Raw genomic sequence first — 22993 nt, 5'->3', positions numbered from 1 at the left:
GAATTTACTCCAGCGTTGAGGTCACATCGACCAGCAGGCCCAGGGTGACGAGGCGGGTCAGAGACTCTGCAGCCTGCGAGTCCCGCGCCAGCAGGGCAGAAAGAGCAATGCCCCGGCGGCAGCCATCCAGCAGGCGCCACTCTCCTTCGTTCAGGCTCAGCGGCAATACCCGGCAATCGGGCTGTTTCTTGAGGGCGAGCCAGGCGGGAGCCGCCAGATCCTGCACCGTCTCGCCCTCGTGCAGGGCCATCTGCCAGAGGGCATCAACCGGGCGCGGACTGTCGAACAGAGACAGATCGCAGGCCGGGATCAGCACCAGCGTCTGCCAGGCTGCTGGCGACAGGGCGGCCACCCGCTCAGCCGGCCAGCGGCGCAGCTCGGGGGCCAGCAAACTGGTGCGCTCCAGTGCCCACTCGAAGCGGGCCAGCTCCCCCAGCCAGGGCAGATCGGCAGTGGTCGGCAGCCGGGCAAGCCAGTCGCCAAAGCCGGCGCCGTAGTGCATCACGCTCCCTTCGCAGAGCGGCTCTGCCAGCACGAAGCCACGCGCCGCGGCGTCGAAAAACGCCTCCCCCACCATGGCTTTGACGGCCGGGTAGCTGCCCGCCAGTACCTCGCCAAGGCTCAGGATGAAGTGGTTGCGATAAACCTGCAGCACGGCATCCGCCGCAAAGAGACGGGAGTGGATGTGGGGCAGGATGGCCTCGCTCTGGCCAAGCAGCCCCTCGGCAAACTGCTGCTGCCGGCGAGCCAGTTCAGACATGGGCGGCCTCCGGCACAAGATCAGCGGCCATGGCGGCGTCCAGCATGGCGCTCGCGCGCTCGGCCTCCGCCAACAGCACGGAGAGCGGCGGGATCTCGAGGTCCCACTCGATCAGGGTGGGAATGGCGCGCTGGCGGCAGATCTCGGCATAAAGGGCCCACACCGGCTCGCTCACCGGCGCGCTGTGGGTATCGATATAGAGGTGCCCCTGCGGCAGGGACTGATCGGTAAAACCGGCCAGGTGAATTTCGCCCACCGTAGCGATGTCGATGGCAGCCAGATAGTCGCGGCATGCAAAGCCGTGGTTGAAGGCACTGACATAGAGGTTGTTGAGATCGAGCAGGATGGCGCAGTCGCTGCGTCGCTGCAGCTCCGCCAGAAACTCCCACTCCGGCATCTCCCCCGCCAGTTGCAGGTATGAAGAGGGGTTCTCGATCAGCAGCCGGCAGCCGAGCGCCTCCTGCACTTGCATGATCTTGTCGCTCATGTTGAGCAGGCTCTCCCGGGTATAGGGGACCGGCAGCAGATCGTTGAAGTGGCGCCCCCCAATACTGCCCCAGCTGAGGTGTTCCGAGATGCGCACCGGTTTGATGGCGCGGGCCAGCGCCGAGAGGCTGGCCAGATGTTCAAGGTCGAGCCCATCAGCCGAGCCCAGCGACATGCCGACGCCGTGCAGACTGACGGGATAGTGCCGGGCCAGCTCGCTCAGCACCTGAAAACCCCGGCTGTGACGTTCAAAGTAATTTTCGCTGTGCACCTCCAGCCAGCCAACCGCTGGCAGGGTGCGCAATATCTCGTCGTAATGGGGCGTGCGCAATCCAATACCAATCAAGGGGTTCATCGCAAAGCCTCGCTGCAAACCAGCCAAAAGAAGGCCACGGTGCCCCTGAGGCAACACCGTGGCACCCAGCCTTACTTGGGTTGCAGCGAGCCACCCGCCAGCTTCTCGCACAGCCCCTTGGGCACCACTACGAAGGCGTCACCCTGGGCATCCATCTTGGCGGTACCGGCGCAGGAGCTGGTCTTGGTCGCGCAGTCGTTCTTGCTCGCCTTCACCACCCCGTAGCACTTCTCCTTCTCATCGGCCGCCATGGCAGGGGCGGCGACGAACTGGGCGCCGAGGGCCAGCAGACCGGTCATGGCGGAGGCGATGGCAGTGCTCTTTTTAACGTTCATTCTCTGTTCCTTCTGATTGTGTGTGGTGTGCCCGATCGGTCACGACCGGATGCCCTCCATAGAACCGGAGCGCCGGCGAATTGATTTCAAAAAAAATGCAAAATCGACACATCTACAAAAAGCACAATTGGCAAAATATTGTTTTTAAAGGGTTATTCCATTCCCCTTTCAAATGTTCTTTCGCCATGAAAATGTGCACTGCGCCACCCTGCCGCCGCCAATCCCAGGGATGCAGGCAATAAAAAACCCCGCCAGAGGGCAGGGTTTGATTGGCACGATACAACCGTGCGGGCATCGGCGGTCGATACTTAATGACAAAAAAGACAGCCGCGGCTGTCTTTTTCAATTGAAACCTGACTTAGTAGAAGATCCGCTCGCCACGCTCGCTCATCTTGAGCCATACCGGCTTGGTGCTGGTTTTGTTCCAGATCCGGTGCAGATAGCTGTAGAAACGGGCCCGATCGCTGCGAAACAGCATCACGGGGAAAGCCAGCATACCCACCAGCAGCACATAGATGCGACGAAGAATTATCTGAGTCAGGGAATAGGGATGAAACATGATAGAACTCCTTACTGGTAAGACCACTGAGCAAAGATTACTCCACAATTTGTAGGATTACTACACCAAGATTCCCATTTTTTTGCAAAAAGATCCCTTAAAAGCCTTAAAGTGAAATTGGGTTACATCCATTAACTTACAGGCAACAAAAGCTGGCAAAGCAGCTCCCGTCGACCAGATTTAATGAGTTGGCACTCAAGATGGAGTCGGTGCGATGAAACCCGCAGAAATGGCGATCATAGGGATACTGGGCCTGCTGCTCTGGTCGGAATGGCAGGATTGGCAGCTCAACCAGGCCGACAGCATCACGCTGGCCTACAAGGGAGCTCCCACCGTCAGCATGTGGCAATGCGGCCAGTTGAAACAGAAGATGATGGACGTGACCGAACACTCGGCCGAAGTGCAGTTTCAATACCGGGGACAGGATCTGACGCAGGTCAACCGCTATCTGGAACGGGAGTGGCAGCAGCAGGGCTGTGAGCAGCTGTTGTTGCAGCAAGGATATTGAGCGGAGTGATCCACACCGTGCTGGTGTGATGAAATGCTTTAAGAAATGAAACGAGGAGAAGATGGAGGCACGTTCCGGAGTCGAACCGGACTAAACGGATTTGCAATCCGCTGCATAACCGCTTTGCTAACGCGCCATGCTGACAAGGCATTGCCTTGAAAGTGATATCCATGATTGGTGCCATGGAAAATTGGAGCGGGAAACGAGACTCGAACTCGCGACCCCGACCTTGGCAAGGTCGTGCTCTACCAACTGAGCTATTCCCGCCTGTACTGCTTCGCTGCCAGTTGCCTGACAACGAGGCGCATTATACGTACCCCTAGCGTGGGCACAACCCTTTTTTCGCACTTTGGCCCCTTTCCCGTGCTGTTTGCTCAGGGTTTAGACGGCTTGCCCAAAAAATCCGCACCAGGCTGTGACCCCACAGGCGAATTTGAGATAAAGTCATTGAAATGATTAGCCTTTAGTCAGAGACTTGCTGCGGTTAGTAACCGGATTCTCAATTGAAAATCACCCGATGAAATGGATCTTCAAGCCCCGTGGGCTCAGGCCGCAGCTGATGCTGGCATTTTTCATGCTAGCCATGGTGCCCTTCCTGGTCGTCACCCTGTTTTTCCTCTATAGCCACGGCAAGGATCTCACCACCCAGACTTCCAACCATCTGGTTTCCGTTCGCAACATCAAAAAGAACCAGCTGGAAGACTATTTCGGCAACCTCAAAGAGCAGATCATCAACTTCTCCCAGCAGGATTTTGCCGGCAACAGTATCGGTCGCTTCTACGGCTTCACCGGTGCCTTCGAGAAACTCGGCACCACACCGCAGGAGGCCCGCGCCCGCGCCCAGGCCCGCTATGTGCCGGGCTCCTGGGATCAGCTGCAAAAACCCGACAGCACCAGCGACATCGAACCCTCCATCAGCGCCCTGATCCTGGCGGACGAGATGTACGGCCGGGTGCACCAGCGCTTTCACCGCGGCTACGCCGACATGGTGCGCAAGTCCAACTATAGCGACATCTTTCTCATCGATCTCAACGGCGACGTGGTCTATTCGGTCACCAAGCACGCCAACTTCGCCACCAACCTGCTCTCCGGCCCCTACCAGTCGAGCGGCCTTGGCAGCACCTTCGCCAAGATCAAGCGGCGCCTCGACGGTGGCCAGAAGCCACAGCAGATCTTCGAGTTCACCGATTTTGGCCGCAACGAGCTGACCGGCCAGGTGGTCGCCTACATGGCGGCTCCCGTGATGCAGTACGACTATGTGCGCGGCGTGGTGATCTTCGAGCTGCTGCCTGACAAGCTCAACCAGATCATGGCGGAGCGGGAAGGGCTCGGCGAGACCGGCGAGACCATCCTCATCGGCCCGGACAAGCGGATGCGGGCCAACGCCTGGCTGGCACCTGAATTCAGCGTGGAGAATAGCTTTCGCCCCAACTTCCGGCCGCTGCAGACCCCGCTGGTGGTCAAGGCGCTCTCCGGCGAGCAGGGGGTCGGGCTGTTTCGCTCCTACCACGATGACGAGGTGCTGGCCGCCTACACCCAGGTGAAGGTGTTCGACACCGAGTGGGCCTTCATCGCCGAGATCTCCACCAGCGAGGCCTATCGCCCCATCCGCCAGCTGGAGACGCTGGTGATCCTGCTGGGGGCCGGCTCCCTGCTGCTGCTGATCCTCTTCTCCCGCTGGCTCTCCCACTCCATCACGGCGCCGCTGCGCTCCCTCACCGCCGCCGCCGAACAGGTGGCCGACGGTGCGCTGGATCACCCCATCGCCATCGAACGCACCGACGATGACATCGACCGGCTCGCCCAGGCGTTTCGCCACATGCAGCGCTCGGTGAAGGACAAGATCGAACTCATCGAACGCCAGACCCAGGAGCTGCAGCAGCAGGTCAAGCTGACCCACAAGCAGAACCTCAGTCTGCAGCAGGCGGACAAGCTCAAGGATGAGCTGCTGGCCAACACCTCTCACGAGCTGCGCACCCCCATTCACGGCATCAAGGGGATGGCCGAATCCATGCTCGCCAGCCAGCAGGACTTGACCGAAGGGCAGCAAAAACAGCTGGGGCTCATCATCAAGAGCGCCGACGGACTGGCCCGGCTGGTGGACGATCTGCTCGACTACCACCAGATGCGCTACGGCCAGCTGGAGATCCACCCCCAGCCGGTCTCCTCCAAGGGAGTCATCCGGCTGGTGCTGGATCTCTGCCAGCACCTGGTGCAGGCCAAGCCGCTCACCCTGGTGGACATCAGCCCGGTGGAGCTGCCGCCGGTACTGGCCGACGAACAGCGGCTCGAACAGGTGCTCTATAACCTGGTGGGCAATGCCATCAAGTACACGCCGCAGGGCAAGGTGGTGCTGAGCGCCCTGGTGGAGGGCAACTTCCTGCGCATCAAGGTGACCGACACCGGCATCGGCATAGCCAAGGATCACCTGGAGCACATCTTCGAGCCGCTGGTGCAGATGAGCCCGGAGGTCAGCAAGCAGGGGGCCGGCCTCGGCCTCTCCATCACCCGCCAGCTGGTGCACCTGATGGGGGGCGAGCTGTTCGTGGAGAGCGAGCCGAGTGTCGGCTCCACCTTCGCCTTCACCCTGCCGCTCGCCAGCGGCAAGGCGGGCAGCCTGACCCTCGACAGCCGTCAGATCGAACACCAGCTGGTGCGCCAGCAACCGCTGATCCTGCCGGACTGGGAGAGCGATGACCTCCCCCCTACCCCCGAGGATGCCCCCCTCATCCTGGTGGTGGACGACGAGCCCATCAATCTGCACATACTGCGCCACCTGCTGCAGCCCTGCGGTTATCGCATCCTGCCCAGCAGCGACGGCCACGATGCGCTGGCCAAGCTGGCTCAGGAGCCGGTCGACCTCATCCTGCTGGACGTGATGATGCCCACCCTCTCCGGTTTCGACGTCTGCCGCCGGCTGCGCCAGCAGCACCCCAAGGAGAAGCTGCCGGTACTGCTGCTCACCGCCCTCAACCAGCCCAAAGACATCGAGGAGGGCTTCAACGCCGGCGCCAACGACTATCTGGTCAAACCCTTCTGCAAGGAGGAGCTGTTCGCCCGGGTCAGGGCCCTGCTGGAAGCCAGCGCCGGGCGCGCCTCTCTGGTGGAGAACCGCTTGCTCAAGCAGGAGATAGAGCACCGTCTGCTGCTGCAGGAGCAGCTGCATCAGGATCAGGAGCGGCTGCTGGGTCTGCTCGGCGAAGGGGCCGACCCCATGGTGTTCATCGATGGCCAGGGCACAGTGCTGTTCGCCTCGCGCGCGCTGGCCCGCCTGCTGGGCCAGGAGCCGGAAGCCATGGAGGGACAACCGCTGGACGACTGGCTGGCCAGCCCGCTGACCAGCCAGTGGCCCGATCTGCACGATCGGGGGGAGCAGCAGCTGGCGTTTCTGGTGGCCGGCCAGAAAGACGAGCTCAATGCCCGCGCCCTTCCCATCAGCCTGGGAGGCCAGGCCGCCTTCGCCCTCACCCTCAGCACCGAGCTGCGGCAGGACGAGAACCGGGTGATGGCGCTGGAGAACGCCCTCAAGAGCCTGTCACGCCAGGCCATCATCGAGGATGGCCAACTGCTGGGCGAGCTGAGCCGGCTGGGAGGGGAGTTCCGCTCGCTGGCCGACGACCTCATCCGCCAGCAGGATGACGAGCCCTTGCGCCGCGCCCTGGTGGACACCATGCGGCTCACTCTGGATGCCTGGCAACAGAGCACCGGCAAGGGCAAGATAGTGCTGGCGGAGAAGAGCAAGCTGTGGCGGGTCTACATGGACCGCTCCAGCCCGCAGACCCGCACCCTCGACAAGTACCTGAGCCTGGATACCCTGCCCAAGGCGCCGCGCTGGAAGACGGTGGTCGCCACCGCCGAGTATGTGCTGAGCCACAGTCCGCTCAACGAGGCCCAGCGCCAGCAACTGCATCACAGCGCCCAGACCCTGCGCCAGCTCGCCAACCGCAAACCCTGATATCCACCGCCCAATCTGCGCCCTGGCTCACACTTGCCGGGGCGGTTTTTTTTTGTGCAGAATTAAGCCTTCGCCATACGTCAAAACGAGAGCCGATCCAATTCACACAATTGTCATGGAGGGTCGATTGACAGGGACTTATTACGCCAAAGCAATTAACATAACATGATGATTTAAATCGAGTTAAAAGCGGTTTTGACGAAATTGACGTGAGGGCGTCGATTTTTACGATATCGACGATCTGAACAGTTGTTGTTTTCCTGTTAACTCTGCTTTGCTAGGGACGTTGGATGACACAACTACAAGGGTGCAAAACCTGGCCAACATTGAGGGCCGACCTCCCCAGCATGCGAAGTCGGTGCTCAAATCCAAACAAGGAATATAAATAAGAAAGGAAATAATATGCTTGCCAAAGTATCCAAAATCTCTACTGCTGTAATGCTGGGCACCATGATGCTTGCCGGCGCTGCCGGCAACGCCATGGCGGCCGACAACAAGACGGTGCTGACCCTGGTCGCACAACAGGAGACCGCGTGGGTCAAGAACTTCAACCCCTTCCTGCAAGCGGGTCTGTTGCACACCACTCGTCACTTCATCTATGAACCGCTGGTGATCTTCAACGATATGCAGGGTGGCAAACCCGTCTATCGTCTGGCCACCCACTACGAGTTCAGCAAGGACCTCAAGTCCGTCACCTTCGATCTGCGTGACGGCGTGAAGTGGTCGGACGGTCAGCCCTTTACCGCCGATGACATCCTGTTCTCCTTCAATCTGGTCAAGGCCAACAAGGCGCTGGACGAGCGCTCAATCTGGACCCAGATCAAGAGCGTCGAGAAGCTGGCCCCCAACAAGGTCAAGTTCGAGCTGACCGACGTCAACACCAACGTGGTGAACGATCTGGTACTGGTACCCATCGTGCCCGAGCATCAGTGGAAATCGGTGAAAGACCCGGTAGCCTTCACCAACGACAAGCCGGTCGGCACCGGTCCCTTCACCGAAGTGGACAACTTCTCCGCCCAGCTCTACACCCAGTGCCGCAACCCGCACTACTGGGACAACGCCAACCTCTCCATCGACTGCCTGCGCATGCCGCAGATGGCCACCAACGACCAGGTACTGGCCGCTGTGATGAAGGGTGACGTGGACTGGTTCGGCTCCTTCGTCCCGGACATCGAGCGCCTCTACGTCGGCAACGATCCGAAGAACAACAAGTACTGGTTCCCGGCCTCCGGCACGGTGGCGTTCAACGTCAACTTCCAGGCCAAGAAACCGGGCAACCACGAAGCCTTCAACGACATCAACTTCCGTCGCGCCTTCTCCATGGCGATGGATCGCCAGTCCATGGTGGATATCGCAGGCTACGGCTACCCGACCGTCAACGAGTACCCGTCAGGGCTCGGCAAAGCCTTTGACTCCTGGAACAACCCGGAAGTGGACAAGAAGTACGGCAAGTACAACAAGTTCGATCTGGAAGGCGCCAAGGCCCTGCTGAAACAGGCCGGCTACAAGGATTGTGACGGCGACAAGTTCCTCGACACCCCCACCTGCCAGAAGATCGAGTTCAAGGTGCTGGTACCGAACGGCTGGACCGACTGGGTCAACACCGCCCAGATCGGCGTGGAAGGGCTGCAGGCACTGGGCCTGAACGCCAAGACCGCCACCCCGGAAGCCACCGTCTGGACCGAGAACCTCATCACCGGTGACTTCGATGTCGCCTTGCAGGGTTACTTTGCCGGTGCCAACCCGCACAAGTACTTCGAGACGGCCTTCCACTCCCGCAACATGGGTGAGCGCGGCAACCGCTTTGCGGCGCCCCGCTACAAGGATCCGGCGCTGGACAAGCTGATCGACGACTTTACCCAGACCGCCGATGCCGCCAAGCAGAAGGAGATCATGTTCGAGATCCAGGACAAGGTCGGTGCCAACCAGACCATCATCCCGGTATTCAACAACCCGACCTGGTACGAATACAGCACCAAGCGTTTCCACGGCTGGTTCAGTGCCGACAACCCGGTCGCCAAGCCGCAGGTTCACCCGGACACCCCGGAGCGTCTGCTGCACGTGTTGTCACTCAAGCCGAACAGCTAATCAATCCCGGCCCCCTGCGGGGGGCCCTCTTCCCCGCCCATCCCCCTTTTTTCCCGGCTCTGCCGGGGTTGGGGTAACTATGCCCGGCGCGGGGCGGACCAGCAGTAAAAGGTATCATCATGGGATTCATACTGAGACGCTTTTCCTTCTATCTGGTCGCCTTTCTGGTGGCCGCCACCATCAACTTCCTGCTACCCAGAGCCATGCCGGGGGATCCCGTCTCCGTCATGTTTGCCCGGGCCGGCGCCATGATGGAACCCGCCGCCCTGGAAGCCCTCAAGGCCACCTTCGGGTTCGTGGACGGCCCCATCGGCACCCAATTTCTCACCTATGTGAAGAGTGTCTTCACCTGGGATCTCGGCACCTCGGTGCGCTACTACCCCCAACCGGTCGCCGACGTGCTCGGCCGTGCCATCGGCTGGACCCTGTTCCTGGTGGGCACCTCCACCATCCTGAGCTTCTCCATCGGTTCCATCGTCGGCATCTTCGCCGCCTGGCACCGGGGCGGACGCATGGACAGCTTCCTCTCCCCGCTCACCCTGGTGATGCAGGCCATTCCGCCGGTGGTCATCTCGCTGCTGGCGCTCTTCCTGTTCGGGGTGAGTCTGGAGTGGCTGCCCATCGGCTACGCCTACAGCCCGGAGATCAAGCCTGACTGGGGCTGGGAGCACATCAAGAGCATCCTGACCCACGCCATCATGCCGGTGGGCACCCTGGCCATGGTGCAGGTGGGGGGCTTTCTCATCACCATGCGCAACAACATGATCAACCTGCTCGGCGAGGACTACATCACCATGGCCAAGGCCAAGGGGCTCTCCAGCAACCGGGTGATCTTCAACTACGGCGCCCGCAACGCCATCTTGCCGAGCGTCACCGCCCTCTCCATGGCGCTGGGCTTCGTCATCGGCGGATCCCTCATCACCGAGGTGATCTTCAACTACCCGGGACTGGGTCTGACCCTCTATCAGGGCATTCTGGCCCGCGACTACCCGCTCATTCAGGGGCAGCTGCTCATCATGACCATCACCATGCTCAGCTTCAACTTCCTGGCCGACGTGCTCTACGTCTTCCTGGATCCCCGTCTGCGTACCGGAGGCAAATAAGATGCGCATGCCGACTATTCTGAAAATCCTGCTGGGCAACAAGAAGGCCGCCTGCGGCCTCTTCATCGTGGTCAGCTTCGTGCTGATGGCGCTGTTCGCCCCGCTGCTGGCCAGCTACGAGCCGACCAAGCGGGTCTCCCGCCCGCACCAGCCGCCCAGCGCCGAGTACGTGATGGGCACCACCCGCATGGGTCACGACATCTGGGCCCAGTTCACCAACGGCGCCCGCATCTCACTGATGGTGGGATTCGGTGCCGGCATTCTGGTGTGCGCCCTCGCCATCACGGTCGGCATCACCGCCGGCTACTTCGGCGGCGTCATAGACGAGTGCCTCACCTTCCTGATGAACGTGGTGCTGGTGATCCCCAACCTCCCCTTGCTGCTGGTGCTGGCAAGCTTCATCGGGGAGGCGTCACCGACGGTGATCGCGCTCATCATAGGCTTTACCTCCTGGGCCTATGGCGCGCGCGTCATCCGGGCCCAGACCCTGGCGCTGCGGGAGAAAGAGTTCGTCATCGCCGCCGAGGTGCTGGGCGAGCCGGCCTGGCGCATCATCCTGGTGGAGATATTGCCCAACCTCATCTCCATCATCGGCGTGAGCTTCATCGGCTCCATCATCTACGCCATCGTCACCGAGGCGACCCTGGAGTTCCTCGGCCTGGGCGACCCCACCGTGGTGAGCTGGGGCATCATGCTCTACAACGCCCAGACCTCCAGCGCCATCCTGGTCGGCGCCTGGTGGGAGATCCTGGCCCCCTGCTTCGCCATCGCAACGCTCGGTGCCGGCCTGGCCCTGCTCAACTTCGCCATCGATGAAATCGCCAACCCGCAGCTGCGCTCCCACAAGGGGCTCAATCGCTGGAAGAAACTCGCCGCCCCCGTCACCACGCCGGTGCCGGCCGTACAGGAGAAGACAGCATGAGATCGCAACAACCCCTGCTGTCGGTACGCAACCTCTGCGTCGACTACATCACCGAGAACGGCGACGTGCGCGCCGTCAACTCGGTCAGCTTCGACATCGCCCCCGGTGAAGTGTTCGGCCTGGCCGGCGAGTCGGGCTGCGGCAAGTCCACCGTCGCCTTCTCGGTGGCGCGGCTGCACAAGCCGCCCGCCTACATCAGCGGCGGCGAGATCCTGTTCAAGGGGGAGAACATCCTCCACTACGGCGACGAACGCCTGCGATCCTACCGCTGGCAGCAGGTGTCGGTGGTGTTCCAGTCCGCCATGAATGCGCTCAACCCCGTGCTGCGCATGGAGGAGCAGTTCTGCGACGTGCTGCTGGCCCACAACCCGGGGCTGACCCGCTACGAGGCGATCAAGCGCGCCCAGGAGCTGCTCGCCATCGTCGACATCCACCCGAGCCGGCTCAAAGACTACCCGCACCAGTTCTCCGGCGGCATGCGCCAGCGGCTGGTGATCGCCATCGCCATGGCGCTCAACCCCGAGCTCCTGATCATGGACGAGCCGACCACGGCGCTCGATGTGGTGGTGCAGCGGGAGATCCTGCAGAAGGTCTATGCGCTGAAAGAGAAGTTCAACTTCTCCATCCTGTTCATCACCCACGATCTCTCCTTGATGGTCGAGTTCTGCGATCGCATCGGCATCATGTATGCCGGTGAACTGGTGGAGGTGGCGCCGGCCAAGGCGATCCTGACCGCGCCGCTGCACCCCTATACCAAGGGGCTCGGCAACTCCTTCCCACCTCTGCACGGGCCCAAGACGGTGCTGGAAGGGATCCCGGGCACCCCGCTCAACCTGCTGGAGGTGCCGGTGGGCTGCCGCTTTCAGGCCCGCTGCGCCAGGGTGCACGAGCGCTGCCGCCAGCAGTACACCAAACTGGCCGAGATCCGCCCCGGCCAACAAACCGCCTGCCACCTCTATGAGGCGCAGGATGAGCAACAAGATCCCCTGATCTATCTGGACAAGGCCGCTGGCTGTTAAGGATGTCTGTCATGCAAATCGCCCAAACCGACGCCCCCATCATCGAAGTCCAGCACCTCTACAAGGACTTCCCCGTCAACTCCAACGCCATCAAGAGCGGCAAGATGCGGGCCCTCTCGGACATCACCTTCAACCTGCACCGGGGCCGCGCCCTGGCGGTGGTGGGGGAGTCCGGCTCCGGCAAGAGCACCATCGCCAAGATCATCGCCAAGATGTACAAGCTCTCCGGCGGCCGCATCCTCTATCGCGGCCGCGACCTCGAGGAGTTCAACAAGGGCACCGCCCTGCTCGACTACCGCCAGAGCGTGCAGATGGTGTGGCAAGACCCGTTCGGTTCACTGAACCCGACCCACACCATCTACCACCACATCGCCCGCCCCCTGCTGCTGCACAGCAAGGTGATCGACAAGAAAGATCTGCCCGACATGGTCTACGGCCTGCTGGAGAAGGTGGGGCTCACCCCCGCCAAGGCCACCGCGGCCAAGTACCCGCACCAGCTCTCCGGCGGCCAGCGCCAGCGGGTCAACATCGCCCGCAACCTGGCGGTGGAGGCCGAAGTGGTGCTGGCGGACGAGCCCACCTCCATGCTCGACGTCTCCATTCGCATCGGCATCCTCAACCTGATGGAGCAGATGAAGGATGAGCTCGGGGTCTCCATGCTCTACATCACCCACGACATCGCCACCGCCCGCTACGTGGCCGAAGATCTGGCGGTGATGTATGTGGGCCACATGGTGGAGTGGGGCGAGGTGGACGAGATCCTGCACCACCCCCAGCACCCTTACACCCAGCTGCTCATCTCGGCGGTGCCGGACCCCGAGAAGAGCATCCACGCCGAGCTGGAGGGGGGCCGCAAGGGGGAGATCCCGCTCTGGACGCCGGAGTCCTGCGGCTGCCCGTTTGCCGGGCGCTGCAATCAGGCGATGCCCCGCTGCAAGGAGACCCTGCCCCCCGTCAGCAAGCTCGCCGACAACCACTTCGTGCGCTGCTACCTCTACCAATGACAGACCGGCCGGACACGGCGTCCGGCCACGCCTCGCCACGGGGCCGTCAGGGCCCCGCAATGTGCCTCGCCACGCCAGGCGAGCCACAGGAGTAAGACGTTGATGGAACTCTTGATCAATCAGGTGGGTTACCAGTGCGACGGGGAGAAGATCGCCCTGTTGCAGAGCGACACCGACCTCGATATCCGCGGCCACCTCAGGCTGCTGCGCCAGGATGACGAGTGCATCCTGCTGGAAGTCCCGCTGCAGCCGGCCGGTCAGGTCGAGGGCTGGCAGGGGCGCCACTACTGGCGCGCTGACTTCTCCCCCTGCAAAGAGCCCGGTCACTACCGGCTGGAGGCCCTCATCCAGACGGGCGCCAAGGAGCGCATCGTGCGCACCGCCCCCTTCACCATCGGCCAGGAACTGCTGGCGAGCCGCTGCCTCTCCGACGTCATTCACTACTTCAAGGGGCAGCGCGCCAGCGGCGCCTTCGATCGGGCCGACCGCAGCGCCCGCCTGTTTGGCAGCGACCAGCGCAAAGACGTGCACGGCGGCTGGTATGACGCCAGCGGGGATGTGAGCAAGTACCTGAGCCACCTCTCCTACGCCAACTACCTCAACCCCCAGCAGACCCCCATGGTGGTCTGGTCCCTGCTCAAGTGCCGGGAGCTCTTGGCCCCGCGCCAGGACATCGACGGGGTGAACCTCTGCAAACGGCTCAACGACGAGGCGCTGCACGGCGCGGATTTTCTCTGCCGGATGCAGGATGAGTCGGGCTTCTTCTACATGACCCTGTTCGACAAATGGAGCAAGGATCCCGCCCAGCGCGAGCTATGCGCCTACGCCACCCAGCAGGGGCTCAAGTCCGCCCACTGGCAAGCCGGTTTTCGACAGGGGGGCGGCATGGCCATCGCCGCCCTGGCCCGCGCCGCCCGCGAGAGCGTCAGCGGCGACTTTGATGCCAGCCGTTACGCCGAGGCGGCCCGCCGCGGCTACCTGCACCTGCGTGAACACAACCTGGCCTATCTGGACGACGGGGTCGAGAACATCATCGACGACTACTGCGCCCTGCTGGCCGCCATCGAACTGACCCGTACCTTGGGCCCCGAGTGGCTGGCAGAGGCCAGAGTACGGGCCGACAGGCTGTGCGCCCGCCAGCACCCTCACCCGGAGCTCGGCCACTACTGGTCAGCCAACGAGGATGGCTCGCGCCCCTACTACCACGCCGCCGAGGCGGGCCTGCCGGTGCTGGCGCTGCTGGAGTATCTCGCCATCGAGCCGGATCCGGCGCGCCAGGGGACGGCCCAGCGCGTCATCGAGCAGGCACTGGCCGCCGAGCTGGCGCTTTGCGTCCGGCCCGGCAACCCGTTCGCCCTCGCCCGCCAGTATGTGAAGGGGGTCGATGAGGCCCCTCGGGTGAGCTTTTTCATGCCCCATCACAACGAGTCGGGCTACTGGTGGCAGGGGGAGAACGCCCGGCTGGCATCGCTGGCCACCATGGCGTTTGCCGCCGCTGCCCAGCTGCCGCGCCAGCGCAAGCCGCTGCTCAGCTTCGGCCAGCACCAGCTCGACTGGATCCTGGGGCAGAATCCCTTCAATGCCTGCATGCTGGCGGGCCATGGCAGCAACAACCCCGCCTACACCGCCGGTTATCCCAATGCGCTGGGGGGGATCTGCAACGGCATCACCGCCGGCTTCGATGACGAGGCGGAGATCGCATTCATTCCAGCGGCGTACAAGGATCGGCTGGATCAGAACTGGCGCTGGGGCGAGCAGTGGATACCCCACGCCGCCTGGTTTGCTCTGGCCATCACTTGGCAGAATGCGCAGGGAAATGGAGGTCGACATGATTGAGTTCTGGGTCGGTGTCGATGGCGGCGGCACCCACACCCGTGCCCGCATTCGGGATCGGGCCGGCAAGCTGCTCGGCGAGGGGCGCGCCGCCGGCTCCAATCTGGAGCTCGGCATCGCGCTCGCCCACGGCAACGTGCTGGCCGCCATCGAGCAGGCCCGTATCGAGGCCGGGCTGGCTGAGGATGCCCAGCAACGGATGGGGATCGGGCTGGCGCTTGCCTCCGCCGAGCTGGCCGACTGCTATCACGCCATGCTGACCATGCCCTTCCCGTTTGCGAGCGTGCGGCTCACCTCCGACGCCTTCGGTGCCTGCCTGGGCGCTTTTGGCGGTGAAGAGGGGGCCATCCTCATCGCCGGCACCGGCTCGGCCGGGCTCATCTATCGCCACGGCCAGCTGCACACCTGCTCCGGCCGCGGTTTTCCCATCTCGGATCTGGGTAGCGGCGCCTGGCTGGGGCTGCGCGCCATCCAGCAATCCCTGCTCTGCCACGACGGCATCCTGCCCCCCAGCACGCTGGCCATCCGCTTGCTCGATCACTTCAAGCGGGATCAGGCCGAGGTAGTGCGCTGGGCCGCCCGCGCCATTCCGGCCGACTACGGCCGCTTCGCCCCCTGGGTGTTCGATGCCGCCAGCGACGGTGACGAGCTTGCCTGCCAGCTGCTGGATGAGACCTGCCAGCAGCTGGCCACCCTGCTGGAAGGGATGCGCCAGCTGGGCGCCGACCGGATAGCCCTGCTCGGCGGCATCGGCATGCGCCTCGCCCCCCGCCTGGCACACCTGCCGCTGGTCAGTCCCGGCGCCGATGCGCTGGAGGGGGCCATCCTGTTTGCCCGATCGGAGGCCTACCCATGTCTGCATCCCTGAATCTGTCCCCATCCACCCCACCCCAAAGTGCGGGCCTGACCCCGGTCTGCCCGCTGCGGGGGGTGCCCATGTCAGCCCTGCGGCTCCCGGCCGGGGTTGACCAATACCACAAGGACGCTGTCTGGCTGTTCGTCCCCTTCACTCCATCAGAGGAATTTTCATGTCTGCACCCCTGATCCACACCCAGGTCGACCGACGCGACGGTGACGACGTCTGGTTTCGTTTCAGCCTGAGCCAGCTGCCGGATGCCCCCTGGAAACTCCACTTCTGCCTGGCCCGCCATATCGACCCCGGCTCGGTAGAGGGGGGGGAGCTGGAGCGCCAGAGCGGCAGCTACAAGGTCTTGATCCCGCAAACGGGGGCCAGCGAGCTGTGCTTCTGCTGTCGCAACACCCCCATCAAGCGCCTCTCCGACATGCCGCGCGGCTTCTTCCTGAGCCTGCCCCAGGCCAGCGGCGGCCCCCAGCTGATGCCGGTGGAACTGACCGGCGAGGAGCTGGGCCTGCCACAATCCGCCACTGCGGCGCCGGATCTGCCCGAGGTGGAACCCCTCGCCGGCATCGTGCCCCAGCCGGATCGGCTGTTGCTGCTGGAGGGCAACTTCCGGCTGGCGGAGCGCGCCCACGTCAGCGGCCCGAGCCCCCTGCTCGGCCCGCTGCTGGCCCACTTCAACGAACTGACCGGGCTCGCGCTGGCGCAGGATCACGACGCCGAGATCCGGCTGGTTGAAAGCGGTCTGGGTCCGGAGGCCTACCGGCTGACCATCACCCCGGAGGAGATAGTGATTGCCGCCAGCGGCGAGGCGGGCTGGCGCCACGGCCTCGTCAGCCTGGCCCAGTGGTATCTGCAGCACGGCGAGAGCCTGCCCTGCATCGAGCTCAGCGATGCACCGCGCTTCGGTTTTCGCGGCATTTTTCTCGACTGTGCCCGCCACTTTCACTCCCTCGCCACCCTCAAGCGCCTGCTCAAGCTGATGAGCCTCTACAAATTCAACCGCTTCCACTGGCACCTGACCGATGACGAGGGGTGGCGACTCGAGATCAAGGCCTTCCCCCAGCTGACCGAGCTGGCCGCCTGGCGCGGCCACGCCCTGCCGGTGGGGCCTCAGCTGAGTGGCGGCCCCGAGCCCTACGGCGGCTACTACACCCAGAGCGAGGTGCGCGAGCTGGTGGCCTACGGCGCCGGGCTCGGCATCACCATCATTCCGGAAATAGACATCCCAGGTCACTGCCACGCCGCCATCAAGGCGCTGCCCGAGCTGCTGGTGGAGGAGGCTGACCGCTCCCGCTACCTGTCGGTGCAATATTTCGACGACAACGTGCTCAACCCGGCGCTGCCCGGCACCTACCGCTTCCTGGAAGCCGTGATGGACGAGGTGTGCGAACTGTTCCCTGGACCGCTGGTGCACATGGGGGGGGACGAAGTACCCGCCGGGGTCTGGACCGACAGCCCCGCCTGCCAGCAGTTGATGAAGCAGCAGGGGTATCAGGATTGCCGCGAGCTGCAGGGCCACCTGCTGCGCCACTGCCAGCAGTATCTGGCCGGCAAGGGCAAGCGGATGCTGGGCTGGGAGGAGATTTTGCACGGCGACAAGGTGAGCCGGGACGCCACCATCTTCGCCTGGACCAGCTTCCAGGCCGGGCTCGATGCGGCGACGGCGGGCTATCCGGTGGTGATGGCACCGGCCCAGCACCTCTATCTGGATCTGGCCTGGAGCCAGGATATCCATGAACCCGGCCTCTACTGGGCGGGCACCCTCAATCTGGCGCAGGTCTACGCATGTGACCCGGCCCCAGCCGATTTCCATGCCAACGATAACATCCTAGGGGTGCTGAGCCCCTTATGGTCGGAGCTGATCACCTCTCGCGATCGCCTCGACTATATGTTGTTCCCGCGCATGCTGGCGACCGCCGAGGTGGCCTGGAGCGACCCCGCCCGCAAGGCGTGGGAGCACTTCGCCGCCCGTCTGCCGGGCCAGCTGCAGATCCTCGACCAGCTTCAGGTGCGTTACCGGGTACCACAGAGGTAGTGTTATCTTTTTTTCCTTGGCGGCCCGATGGCCGCCTTTTTTTTACGATTCGCCAACAAAACATCAACTTGCCCCTACCATTCATCCGCCATTGTTGGCAAAATTCAGCCCCCTATGAAGCCGGTCTGCCGCCTGCTGGCGCGAGCCAGCAGCCACCTCCAGATCTGCCACAATAACAACGACAAAGTTATCAACAAGAACATCGGAGCGTATTCCTATGGCCCGCAGAGACGTCCATACCCTGGACAGCGAAGTGGAGTTTCCTGCCGACGAACAACTGGTTTCCACCACGGATCTGCGCGGGGTGATCACCTACGCCAACCCCGCCTTCTGCCGCATCGCCGGCTACCCCGTCGAGGAGCTGGTCGGCCACAATCACAACCTAGTACGCCACCCCGACATGCCCAAGGCCGCCTTCGCCGATCTCTGGGCCCGCCTCAAGGAGGGCAAACCCTGGCGCGGCATGGTGAAGAACCGCTGCAAGGATGGCCGCTACTACTGGGTCGATGCCTATGTGACCCCCATCTACGAGGGCAACCGGATCAGCGGCTACCAGTCGGTGCGCTGCAAGCCGGATCCCCAGCTCAAGCGCATCGCCAGCCAGACCTACCAGGCCCTGCTCAAGGCGGAGCGCGGCACCAGCAGCCGCCTCCCCTCCCTCGCCCGTGCCCGCCTGCCACTGCTCGCGCTGTTGTTGCTCGGCCTGCTGGGCTGGGCCGCCAGCAGTCAGGGCCCGACGACAGCCCTGCTGATGCTGCTGCCCCTGCTGCTCATCGGCGGCACCTACTGGCGCGAGCTCTTCGCCCTGCCGCTCTATCTGCAGCAGCTGGGTCGCGAATACGACAGCCTGACCCGGCTGGTCTACTCAGGGGACGGCCCCGGCGCCATCGCCGACTTTCACATCAAGATGCTGCAGGCTCGCATCCGCACCGTGCTGGGGCGGGTCAACGATGCGACCAATCCGTTGCAGACCCTGGCCACCAACCTGAAACAGGCCTCCCATCAGGCCTGCCTCGACATCAACGAGCAGGATGCCCAGACCCAGCAGATGGCCGCCGCCATGACCCAGATGGCCAGCACGGCCCACGAGATTGCCCGCAACATCCAGGACTCCAACGGTCAGGTCAGCGAGGCCCGCAGCCGCTGCCAGCACACGGACAAGCAGCTGGCCCAGACCGAGCAGCGCATCGAGCAGCTCGCCAGACAGGCAGAGCTCGCCTTCAACTCGGCGGTGGAGCTGGCCAGCGAGTCGGAGCGGATCGGCAGCGTGATGGGGGAGATCCAGGGCATCGCCGACCAGACCAACCTGTTGGCGCTGAACGCCGCCATCGAGGCGGCCCGGGCCGGCGAGCAGGGGCGCGGCTTCGCGGTGGTGGCCGACGAGGTGCGGACCCTGTCGACCCGTACCCACAAGGCGACCGAGCAGATCCAGGGCAGCATCCAGCAGATCCAGCACACCCTGGGCCGCTGGAAGGGGATGATGCAGGAGAACCTGCAGCAGACCCGCGAATGCGCCGAAATGACCCGCCAGGGCTCCAGCAGCCTGCATACCGTGCTTCAGGAGATCGAGCTGGTCACCGAGTTCTCCACCCAGATCGCCGCCGCCGCCGAGCAGCAGCAGACGGTGGTGGAGGACATCAGCCGCAGCATCAACCAGATCTCCGAGTACTCCCACGCCAACAGCCAGAAGATGCAGGAGGTCGACGACTCCAGTCAGGAGCTGCTGGAGCGGGCCAAGCAGCTCAAGGGGCTCAGCCAGACCTTCGGCTGACCCATTTGCCAGCCACCCGACAGAAGCGCCACAATGGCGCTTCTGTCGTTATTGACGAGTGATCCGGATGAGAATGGAATCGACCCCTGCCCCACTGAACAAGGTTGCCCGCATCGAGGCGATCCTCGCCCTGATCCCGGCCGGTCGCGTGGTGAGTTACGGCCAGGTGGCGGATCTGGCGGGGCTGCCCGGTCGAGCCAGGCTGGTGGGCAAGGTGCTGCGGGAGACCGACAAGGTGCTGCCCTGGCACCGGGTACTGGGCGCGGCGGGCACCATTTCACTGCCCAAGGGGTCGGCAGGCTTTGATAAACAGGCGGGATTGCTGCAGGAAGAGGGGGTGCCCGTGATTGGCGGGCGGGTCAGGATGCGGGAGTGGCAGTGGCAGCCCGACCTCGCCGAGCTGCTGTTTCTCCTGCCCTTTTGACGATGGCGGCCCGCCTCACCGGGTGATGGGGGCTAGGATCTCGTCGCTGCGCACCTGCACCGGGATGGTTTCGTACTCCCGCTGCAGCAGCACCAGCAGACTCTGCTTGTCTACTTCCAGCACATAGGCGGTTCCTTCCCGGGTCAGACAGGTCATTCCCGGCCGGATCTCGTTAATCTCCATCACAACCTCCGTGTCCAGCGCTGCCATCCTTGCAGCGGTTTCAGTATACCGCCATCCGAAAACAAAAAGGCCCCTGCGAGGGGCCTCTTTCATCAGAGTGTGAACTGCGCGCAATCACGCCTTCTTCGACTTGGCCAGGCTCTCCTGCCACTTGCCGTTGTCGTAGTGCGCCGTCCAGCCGGTCGCCTTGCCGTTGACCTCGGTCATCACGTACTGCTCCTTGGTCTTGCGACTGAAGCGCACGATGGCGGGGTTTCCGTCAGGATCTGACGCCGGGGCATCGGCCAGATACTGGTGCTTGGGCGACAGACGCTCCTTGAAGCGCTTGAGCTCTTCCACCAGGGGCGCACGGGTCTCGCGGGATTTCGGGAAGTTGCTGGCGGCCAGGAACAGGCCGGCCGCCCCGTCACGCAGCACGAAGTGGGCGTCGGACTGGGTGCACTTGAGCTCCGGCAGCGGGACCGGGTCTTCCTTCGGCGGCGCGATATCACCGTTTTTCAGGATCTTGCGGGTGTTCTTGCAGGTGTCGTTGGTGCAACCCATGTACTTGCCGAAGCGGCCGTTCTTGAGCTGCATCTCGGATCCGCAACGGTCACATTCGATGCTAGGCCCTTCGTAGCCCTTGAGCTTGAACTGGCCTTTTTCGATTTCGTAGCCATCGCAATCCGGGTTGCGACCACAGACGTGCAGCTTGCGGCTGTCGTCGATGATGTAGGCATCCATGGCGGTGCCACAAATGGTGCAGCGGTGCTTGGCACGCAGCGCCTCGGTTTCGGCCTCTTCACCGTCGGTGGCGGAGACGAACTCGTCGGCGGAGACCAGGTTGATGGTCTTCTTGCAGCGCTCTTTCGGCGGCAAGGCGTAGCCGGAACAGCCGAGGAACACCCCGGTGGTGGCGGTACGGATGCCCATCTTGCGGCCACAATCCGGACAGTCGATGTCGGTCAGCACCATCTGGTTGGCACGCATGCCCCCCTCTTCCGGCGCCTTGTCCGCTTTTTCCAGCTCCTGAGTGAACTCGGCGTAGAAGGCATCCAGCACCTTCTTCCACTCCAGGCTCCCTTCGGCGATGCCATCGAGCTTGTCTTCCATCTTGGCGGTGAACTCGTAGTTCATCAGCTCGACGAAGTTCTCGACCAGCCGGTCGGTGACGATCTCACCCATCTTCTCGGCGAAGAAACGGCGGCTCTCGACCCGCACATAACCACGGTCGACGATGGTGGAGATGATGGAGGCGTAGGTAGACGGACGGCCGATGCCGCGCTTCTCCAGCTCGCGTACCAGCGCCGCTTCGGTGAAGCGGGCGGGTGGCTTGGTGAAGTGCTGGCGCGGATCCAGCTTGACGAGTTTGAGGATCTCGCCGACGGTCACCGCCGGCAGCTGGCTGTCTTCGCCCTTGCGGCCCATCGGCGGCAGCGCCTTGGTCCAACCGGCGAAGCGCAGGGTGCGACCGCGCGCCTTGAGCTCAAACTCGCCCGCCTTGACGGTCAGGGTGGAGGAGTCGTACTGGGCCGGCGTCATCTGACAGGCGACAAACTGACGCCAGATGAGGTCATACAGCCGCATGGCGTCCGGCTCCATCCCTTCCAGCATTTCGGCGGTCACCAGCACGCTGGAGGGACGGATCGCCTCGTGGGCCTCCTGGGCATTGGCCTTGGCGCCGTACAGGTTCGGATCGCTCGGCAGGTAGGCGGCGCCATACTGCTCGCCGATGTATTCCCGCACCGCCTCGACCGCCTCTTTGCTGAGGTTGGTGGAGTCGGTACGCATGTAGGTGATGTAACCCGCTTCATAGAGACGCTGGGCCATCATCATGGTCTTCTTGACCCCGAAGCTCAGCCGGGTGGAGGCTGCCTGCTGCAGGGTAGAAGTGATGAAGGGGGCGGACGGCTTGGAGCCGGTCGGCTTGTCTTCCCGGTTCACCACCTTGTAGTCGACCCCTTCCAGGGCGGCCACGGCGGCGAAAGTCTCGGCCTGGGTCACCGGCTTGAAGTCGGCACCGTTGCGGCTGACCACTTCCATCCGCAGATCGCTCTTGTCGGCGGTCAGCAGATCGGCGTTGAGATCCCAGAACTCGACCGGTACGAACGCCTTGATTTCGCGCTCTTTATCGACGATGAGGCGCACCGCGACGGACTGTACCCGACCGGCGGAAAGGCCGCGGGCCAGCTTCTTCCAGAGCAGCGGAGAGACCATGTAGCCTACCACCCGGTCGAGGAAACGACGGGCCTGCTGGGCATTGACGCGGTGAATGTTCAGCTCGGATGGCTGGGCAAACGCCTCCTGGATGGCGGTCTTGGTGATCTCGTTGAACACCACGCGCTTGTAGCGGCTGTCATCGCCGCCGATGATTTCGCGCAGGTGCCAGGCGATCGCCTCTCCCTCTCTATCCAAGTCGGTTGCGAGATAGATGGTGTCGGCCTTCTCGGCCAGACTCTGCAACTCGCTGACCACTTTTTCCTTGCCGGGCAAAATCTGGTAGTTGGCCTGCCAGCCTGCGGTCGGATTGATCCCCATCCGTGAGAACAGGGCATTGCGATCCTTGGCAGCCTTCTCTGCTTCGCTCAGCTTGATGCCGCGAATGACAGGTTTTTTGGGCTCGTTGCTGGCGCTGCCGCTGGTGGGCAGATCGCGCACGTGACCGACGCTGGATTTCACCACGTAGTCCTTGCCCAAATATTTGTTGATGGTCTTGGCCTTGGCCGGAGACTCCACTATGACCAGTGATTTGCCCATGCTGTAACTATTATCCTCATTGCACCCGACGGGGTTGGTGTGCGGTTTTGTGGGG

18 protein-coding genes and 2 tRNA genes are annotated in these 22993 nt (G+C 63.2%); 12 read left to right on the top strand and 8 right to left on the bottom strand.

Annotated elements, in window-relative coordinates:
- Window positions 1-4 precede the first annotated feature (4 nt).
- The 4 genes from ACB032_RS02010 to ACB032_RS01995 form a co-directional block, all read right to left on the bottom strand.
- On the bottom strand, window positions 5-760 hold the full coding sequence (locus ACB032_RS02010; RefSeq protein ID WP_371137226.1) for a putative DNA-binding domain-containing protein: 756 nt from the start codon (window positions 758-760) through the stop codon (window positions 5-7).
- Window positions 753-1601 (bottom strand): DUF692 domain-containing protein, encoded by an 849-nt coding sequence (locus ACB032_RS02005; protein WP_371137225.1) that lies wholly within the window; start codon window positions 1599-1601, stop codon window positions 753-755. Before ACB032_RS02005 ends, ACB032_RS02010 begins: the two co-directional genes overlap by 8 nt.
- 71 nt (window positions 1602-1672) lie before the next feature.
- Window positions 1673-1936: a DUF2282 domain-containing protein gene (locus ACB032_RS02000; protein ID WP_016351554.1), complete on the bottom strand. Its 264-nt coding sequence runs from the start codon at window positions 1934-1936 to the stop codon at window positions 1673-1675.
- A 358-nt stretch (window positions 1937-2294) separates the two neighbouring features.
- Window positions 2295-2495: a YbfA family protein gene (locus tag ACB032_RS01995; RefSeq protein ID WP_011706879.1), complete on the bottom strand. Its 201-nt coding sequence runs from the start codon at window positions 2493-2495 to the stop codon at window positions 2295-2297.
- A 214-nt stretch (window positions 2496-2709) separates the two neighbouring features.
- On the opposite strand from ACB032_RS01995, the gene ACB032_RS01990 reads away from it, so the two are divergent.
- Window positions 2710-3003, top strand: coding sequence for a hypothetical protein (locus ACB032_RS01990; RefSeq protein WP_011706880.1), 294 nt, complete (start codon window positions 2710-2712; stop codon window positions 3001-3003).
- Window positions 3004-3065: 62 nt separating this feature from the next.
- On the opposite strand, the gene ACB032_RS01985 is transcribed toward ACB032_RS01990, so the two are convergent.
- Both ACB032_RS01985 and ACB032_RS01980 read right to left on the bottom strand, forming a co-directional pair.
- Window positions 3066-3139: transfer RNA gene (locus ACB032_RS01985), tRNA-Cys, on the bottom strand.
- A 55-nt stretch (window positions 3140-3194) separates the two neighbouring features.
- Window positions 3195-3270, bottom strand: a tRNA-Gly gene (locus tag ACB032_RS01980).
- A gap of 250 nt (window positions 3271-3520) precedes the next feature.
- Here ACB032_RS01980 and ACB032_RS01975 point away from each other — a divergent pair.
- The 11 genes from ACB032_RS01975 (at window position 3521) to ACB032_RS01925 (ending at window position 20019) form a co-directional block, all read left to right on the top strand.
- On the top strand, window positions 3521-6958 hold the full coding sequence (locus ACB032_RS01975) for an ATP-binding protein (RefSeq protein ID WP_371137224.1): 3438 nt from the start codon (window positions 3521-3523) through the stop codon (window positions 6956-6958).
- A 402-nt stretch (window positions 6959-7360) separates the two neighbouring features.
- Window positions 7361-9046, top strand: a complete 1686-nt coding sequence (locus ACB032_RS01970) for an ABC transporter substrate-binding protein (protein ID WP_076360291.1) — start codon at window positions 7361-7363, stop codon at window positions 9044-9046.
- Between the two features lie 119 nt (window positions 9047-9165).
- On the top strand, window positions 9166-10149 hold the full coding sequence (locus tag ACB032_RS01965; RefSeq protein WP_011706883.1) for an ABC transporter permease: 984 nt from the start codon (window positions 9166-9168) through the stop codon (window positions 10147-10149).
- Between the two features lies 1 nt (window position 10150).
- The gene (locus ACB032_RS01960) at window positions 10151-11071 is read left to right on the top strand and encodes an ABC transporter permease (RefSeq protein WP_011706884.1); all 921 of its coding nucleotides are present in this window, start codon (window positions 10151-10153) and stop codon (window positions 11069-11071) included.
- Complete coding sequence (locus tag ACB032_RS01955) at window positions 11068-12090, top strand: ABC transporter ATP-binding protein (RefSeq protein ID WP_011706885.1); 1023 nt, start codon at window positions 11068-11070, stop codon at window positions 12088-12090. The genes ACB032_RS01960 and ACB032_RS01955 overlap by 4 nt, the downstream gene beginning before the upstream one ends.
- Before the next feature lie 11 nt (window positions 12091-12101).
- On the top strand, window positions 12102-13094 hold the full coding sequence (locus ACB032_RS01950; RefSeq protein ID WP_016351558.1) for an ABC transporter ATP-binding protein: 993 nt from the start codon (window positions 12102-12104) through the stop codon (window positions 13092-13094).
- Between the two features lie 102 nt (window positions 13095-13196).
- Window positions 13197-14930, top strand: coding sequence for a glycoside hydrolase family 9 protein (locus ACB032_RS01945; protein WP_371137223.1), 1734 nt, complete (start codon window positions 13197-13199; stop codon window positions 14928-14930).
- A complete protein-coding gene (locus ACB032_RS01940) occupies window positions 14923-15795 on the top strand; it encodes a BadF/BadG/BcrA/BcrD ATPase family protein (protein WP_371137222.1) in 873 nt (290 codons plus the stop codon). Before ACB032_RS01945 ends, ACB032_RS01940 begins: the two co-directional genes overlap by 8 nt.
- A 160-nt stretch (window positions 15796-15955) precedes the next feature.
- Entirely contained in the window at window positions 15956-17824 is a 1869-nt protein-coding gene (locus tag ACB032_RS01935) for a beta-N-acetylhexosaminidase (RefSeq protein WP_130631929.1), read from the top strand.
- A gap of 217 nt (window positions 17825-18041) precedes the next feature.
- Window positions 18042-19595 (top strand): PAS domain-containing methyl-accepting chemotaxis protein, encoded by a 1554-nt coding sequence (locus ACB032_RS01930; protein WP_203134037.1) that lies wholly within the window; start codon window positions 18042-18044, stop codon window positions 19593-19595.
- A 67-nt stretch (window positions 19596-19662) separates the two neighbouring features.
- Window positions 19663-20019: an MGMT family protein gene (locus ACB032_RS01925; protein ID WP_024944134.1), complete on the top strand. Its 357-nt coding sequence runs from the start codon at window positions 19663-19665 to the stop codon at window positions 20017-20019.
- Window positions 20020-20034: 15 nt separating this feature from the next.
- Here the strand turns inward: ACB032_RS01925 and ACB032_RS01920 are convergent, their stop codons facing one another.
- Entirely contained in the window at window positions 20035-20202 is a 168-nt protein-coding gene (locus tag ACB032_RS01920) for a hypothetical protein (RefSeq protein WP_005303277.1), read from the bottom strand.
- Window positions 20203-20316: 114 nt separating this feature from the next.
- Complete coding sequence (gene topA, locus ACB032_RS01915) at window positions 20317-22938, bottom strand: type I DNA topoisomerase (protein ID WP_118880722.1); 2622 nt, start codon at window positions 22936-22938, stop codon at window positions 20317-20319.
- Between the last annotated feature and the right edge of the window lie 55 nt (window positions 22939-22993).

The sequence above is a fragment of the Aeromonas sp. S5(2024) genome (assembly GCF_041403025.1).
Classification (GTDB): Bacteria; Pseudomonadota; Gammaproteobacteria; order Enterobacterales; family Aeromonadaceae; genus Aeromonas; species Aeromonas hydrophila.
This window is presented reverse-complemented; position numbering and strand designations above follow the sequence as displayed.

Bases quoted from the DNA above. Each gene is read 5' to 3' on its own strand.
- ACB032_RS02010 (WP_371137226.1), bottom strand. From the start codon at position 760: ATGTCTGAACTGGCTCGCCGGCAGCAGCAGTTTGCCGAGGGGCTGCTT.
- ACB032_RS02005 (WP_371137225.1), bottom strand. From the start codon at position 1,601: ATGAACCCCTTGATTGGTATTGGATTGCGCACGCCCCATTACGACGAG.
- ACB032_RS02000 (WP_016351554.1), bottom strand. From the start codon at position 1,936: ATGAACGTTAAAAAGAGCACTGCCATCGCCTCCGCCATGACCGGTCTG.
- ACB032_RS01995 (WP_011706879.1), bottom strand. From the start codon at position 2,495: ATGTTTCATCCCTATTCCCTGACTCAGATAATTCTTCGTCGCATCTAT.
- ACB032_RS01990 (WP_011706880.1), top strand. From the start codon at position 2,710: ATGAAACCCGCAGAAATGGCGATCATAGGGATACTGGGCCTGCTGCTC.
- ACB032_RS01975 (WP_371137224.1), top strand. From the start codon at position 3,521: ATGAAATGGATCTTCAAGCCCCGTGGGCTCAGGCCGCAGCTGATGCTG.
- ACB032_RS01970 (WP_076360291.1), top strand. From the start codon at position 7,361: ATGCTTGCCAAAGTATCCAAAATCTCTACTGCTGTAATGCTGGGCACC.
- ACB032_RS01965 (WP_011706883.1), top strand. From the start codon at position 9,166: ATGGGATTCATACTGAGACGCTTTTCCTTCTATCTGGTCGCCTTTCTG.
- ACB032_RS01960 (WP_011706884.1), top strand. From the start codon at position 10,151: ATGCGCATGCCGACTATTCTGAAAATCCTGCTGGGCAACAAGAAGGCC.
- ACB032_RS01955 (WP_011706885.1), top strand. From the start codon at position 11,068: ATGAGATCGCAACAACCCCTGCTGTCGGTACGCAACCTCTGCGTCGAC.
- ACB032_RS01950 (WP_016351558.1), top strand. From the start codon at position 12,102: ATGCAAATCGCCCAAACCGACGCCCCCATCATCGAAGTCCAGCACCTC.
- ACB032_RS01945 (WP_371137223.1), top strand. From the start codon at position 13,197: ATGGAACTCTTGATCAATCAGGTGGGTTACCAGTGCGACGGGGAGAAG.
- ACB032_RS01940 (WP_371137222.1), top strand. From the start codon at position 14,923: ATGATTGAGTTCTGGGTCGGTGTCGATGGCGGCGGCACCCACACCCGT.
- ACB032_RS01935 (WP_130631929.1), top strand. From the start codon at position 15,956: ATGTCTGCACCCCTGATCCACACCCAGGTCGACCGACGCGACGGTGAC.
- ACB032_RS01930 (WP_203134037.1), top strand. From the start codon at position 18,042: ATGGCCCGCAGAGACGTCCATACCCTGGACAGCGAAGTGGAGTTTCCT.
- ACB032_RS01925 (WP_024944134.1), top strand. From the start codon at position 19,663: ATGAGAATGGAATCGACCCCTGCCCCACTGAACAAGGTTGCCCGCATC.
- ACB032_RS01920 (WP_005303277.1), bottom strand. From the start codon at position 20,202: ATGGAGATTAACGAGATCCGGCCGGGAATGACCTGTCTGACCCGGGAA.
- topA (WP_118880722.1), bottom strand. From the start codon at position 22,938: ATGGGCAAATCACTGGTCATAGTGGAGTCTCCGGCCAAGGCCAAGACC.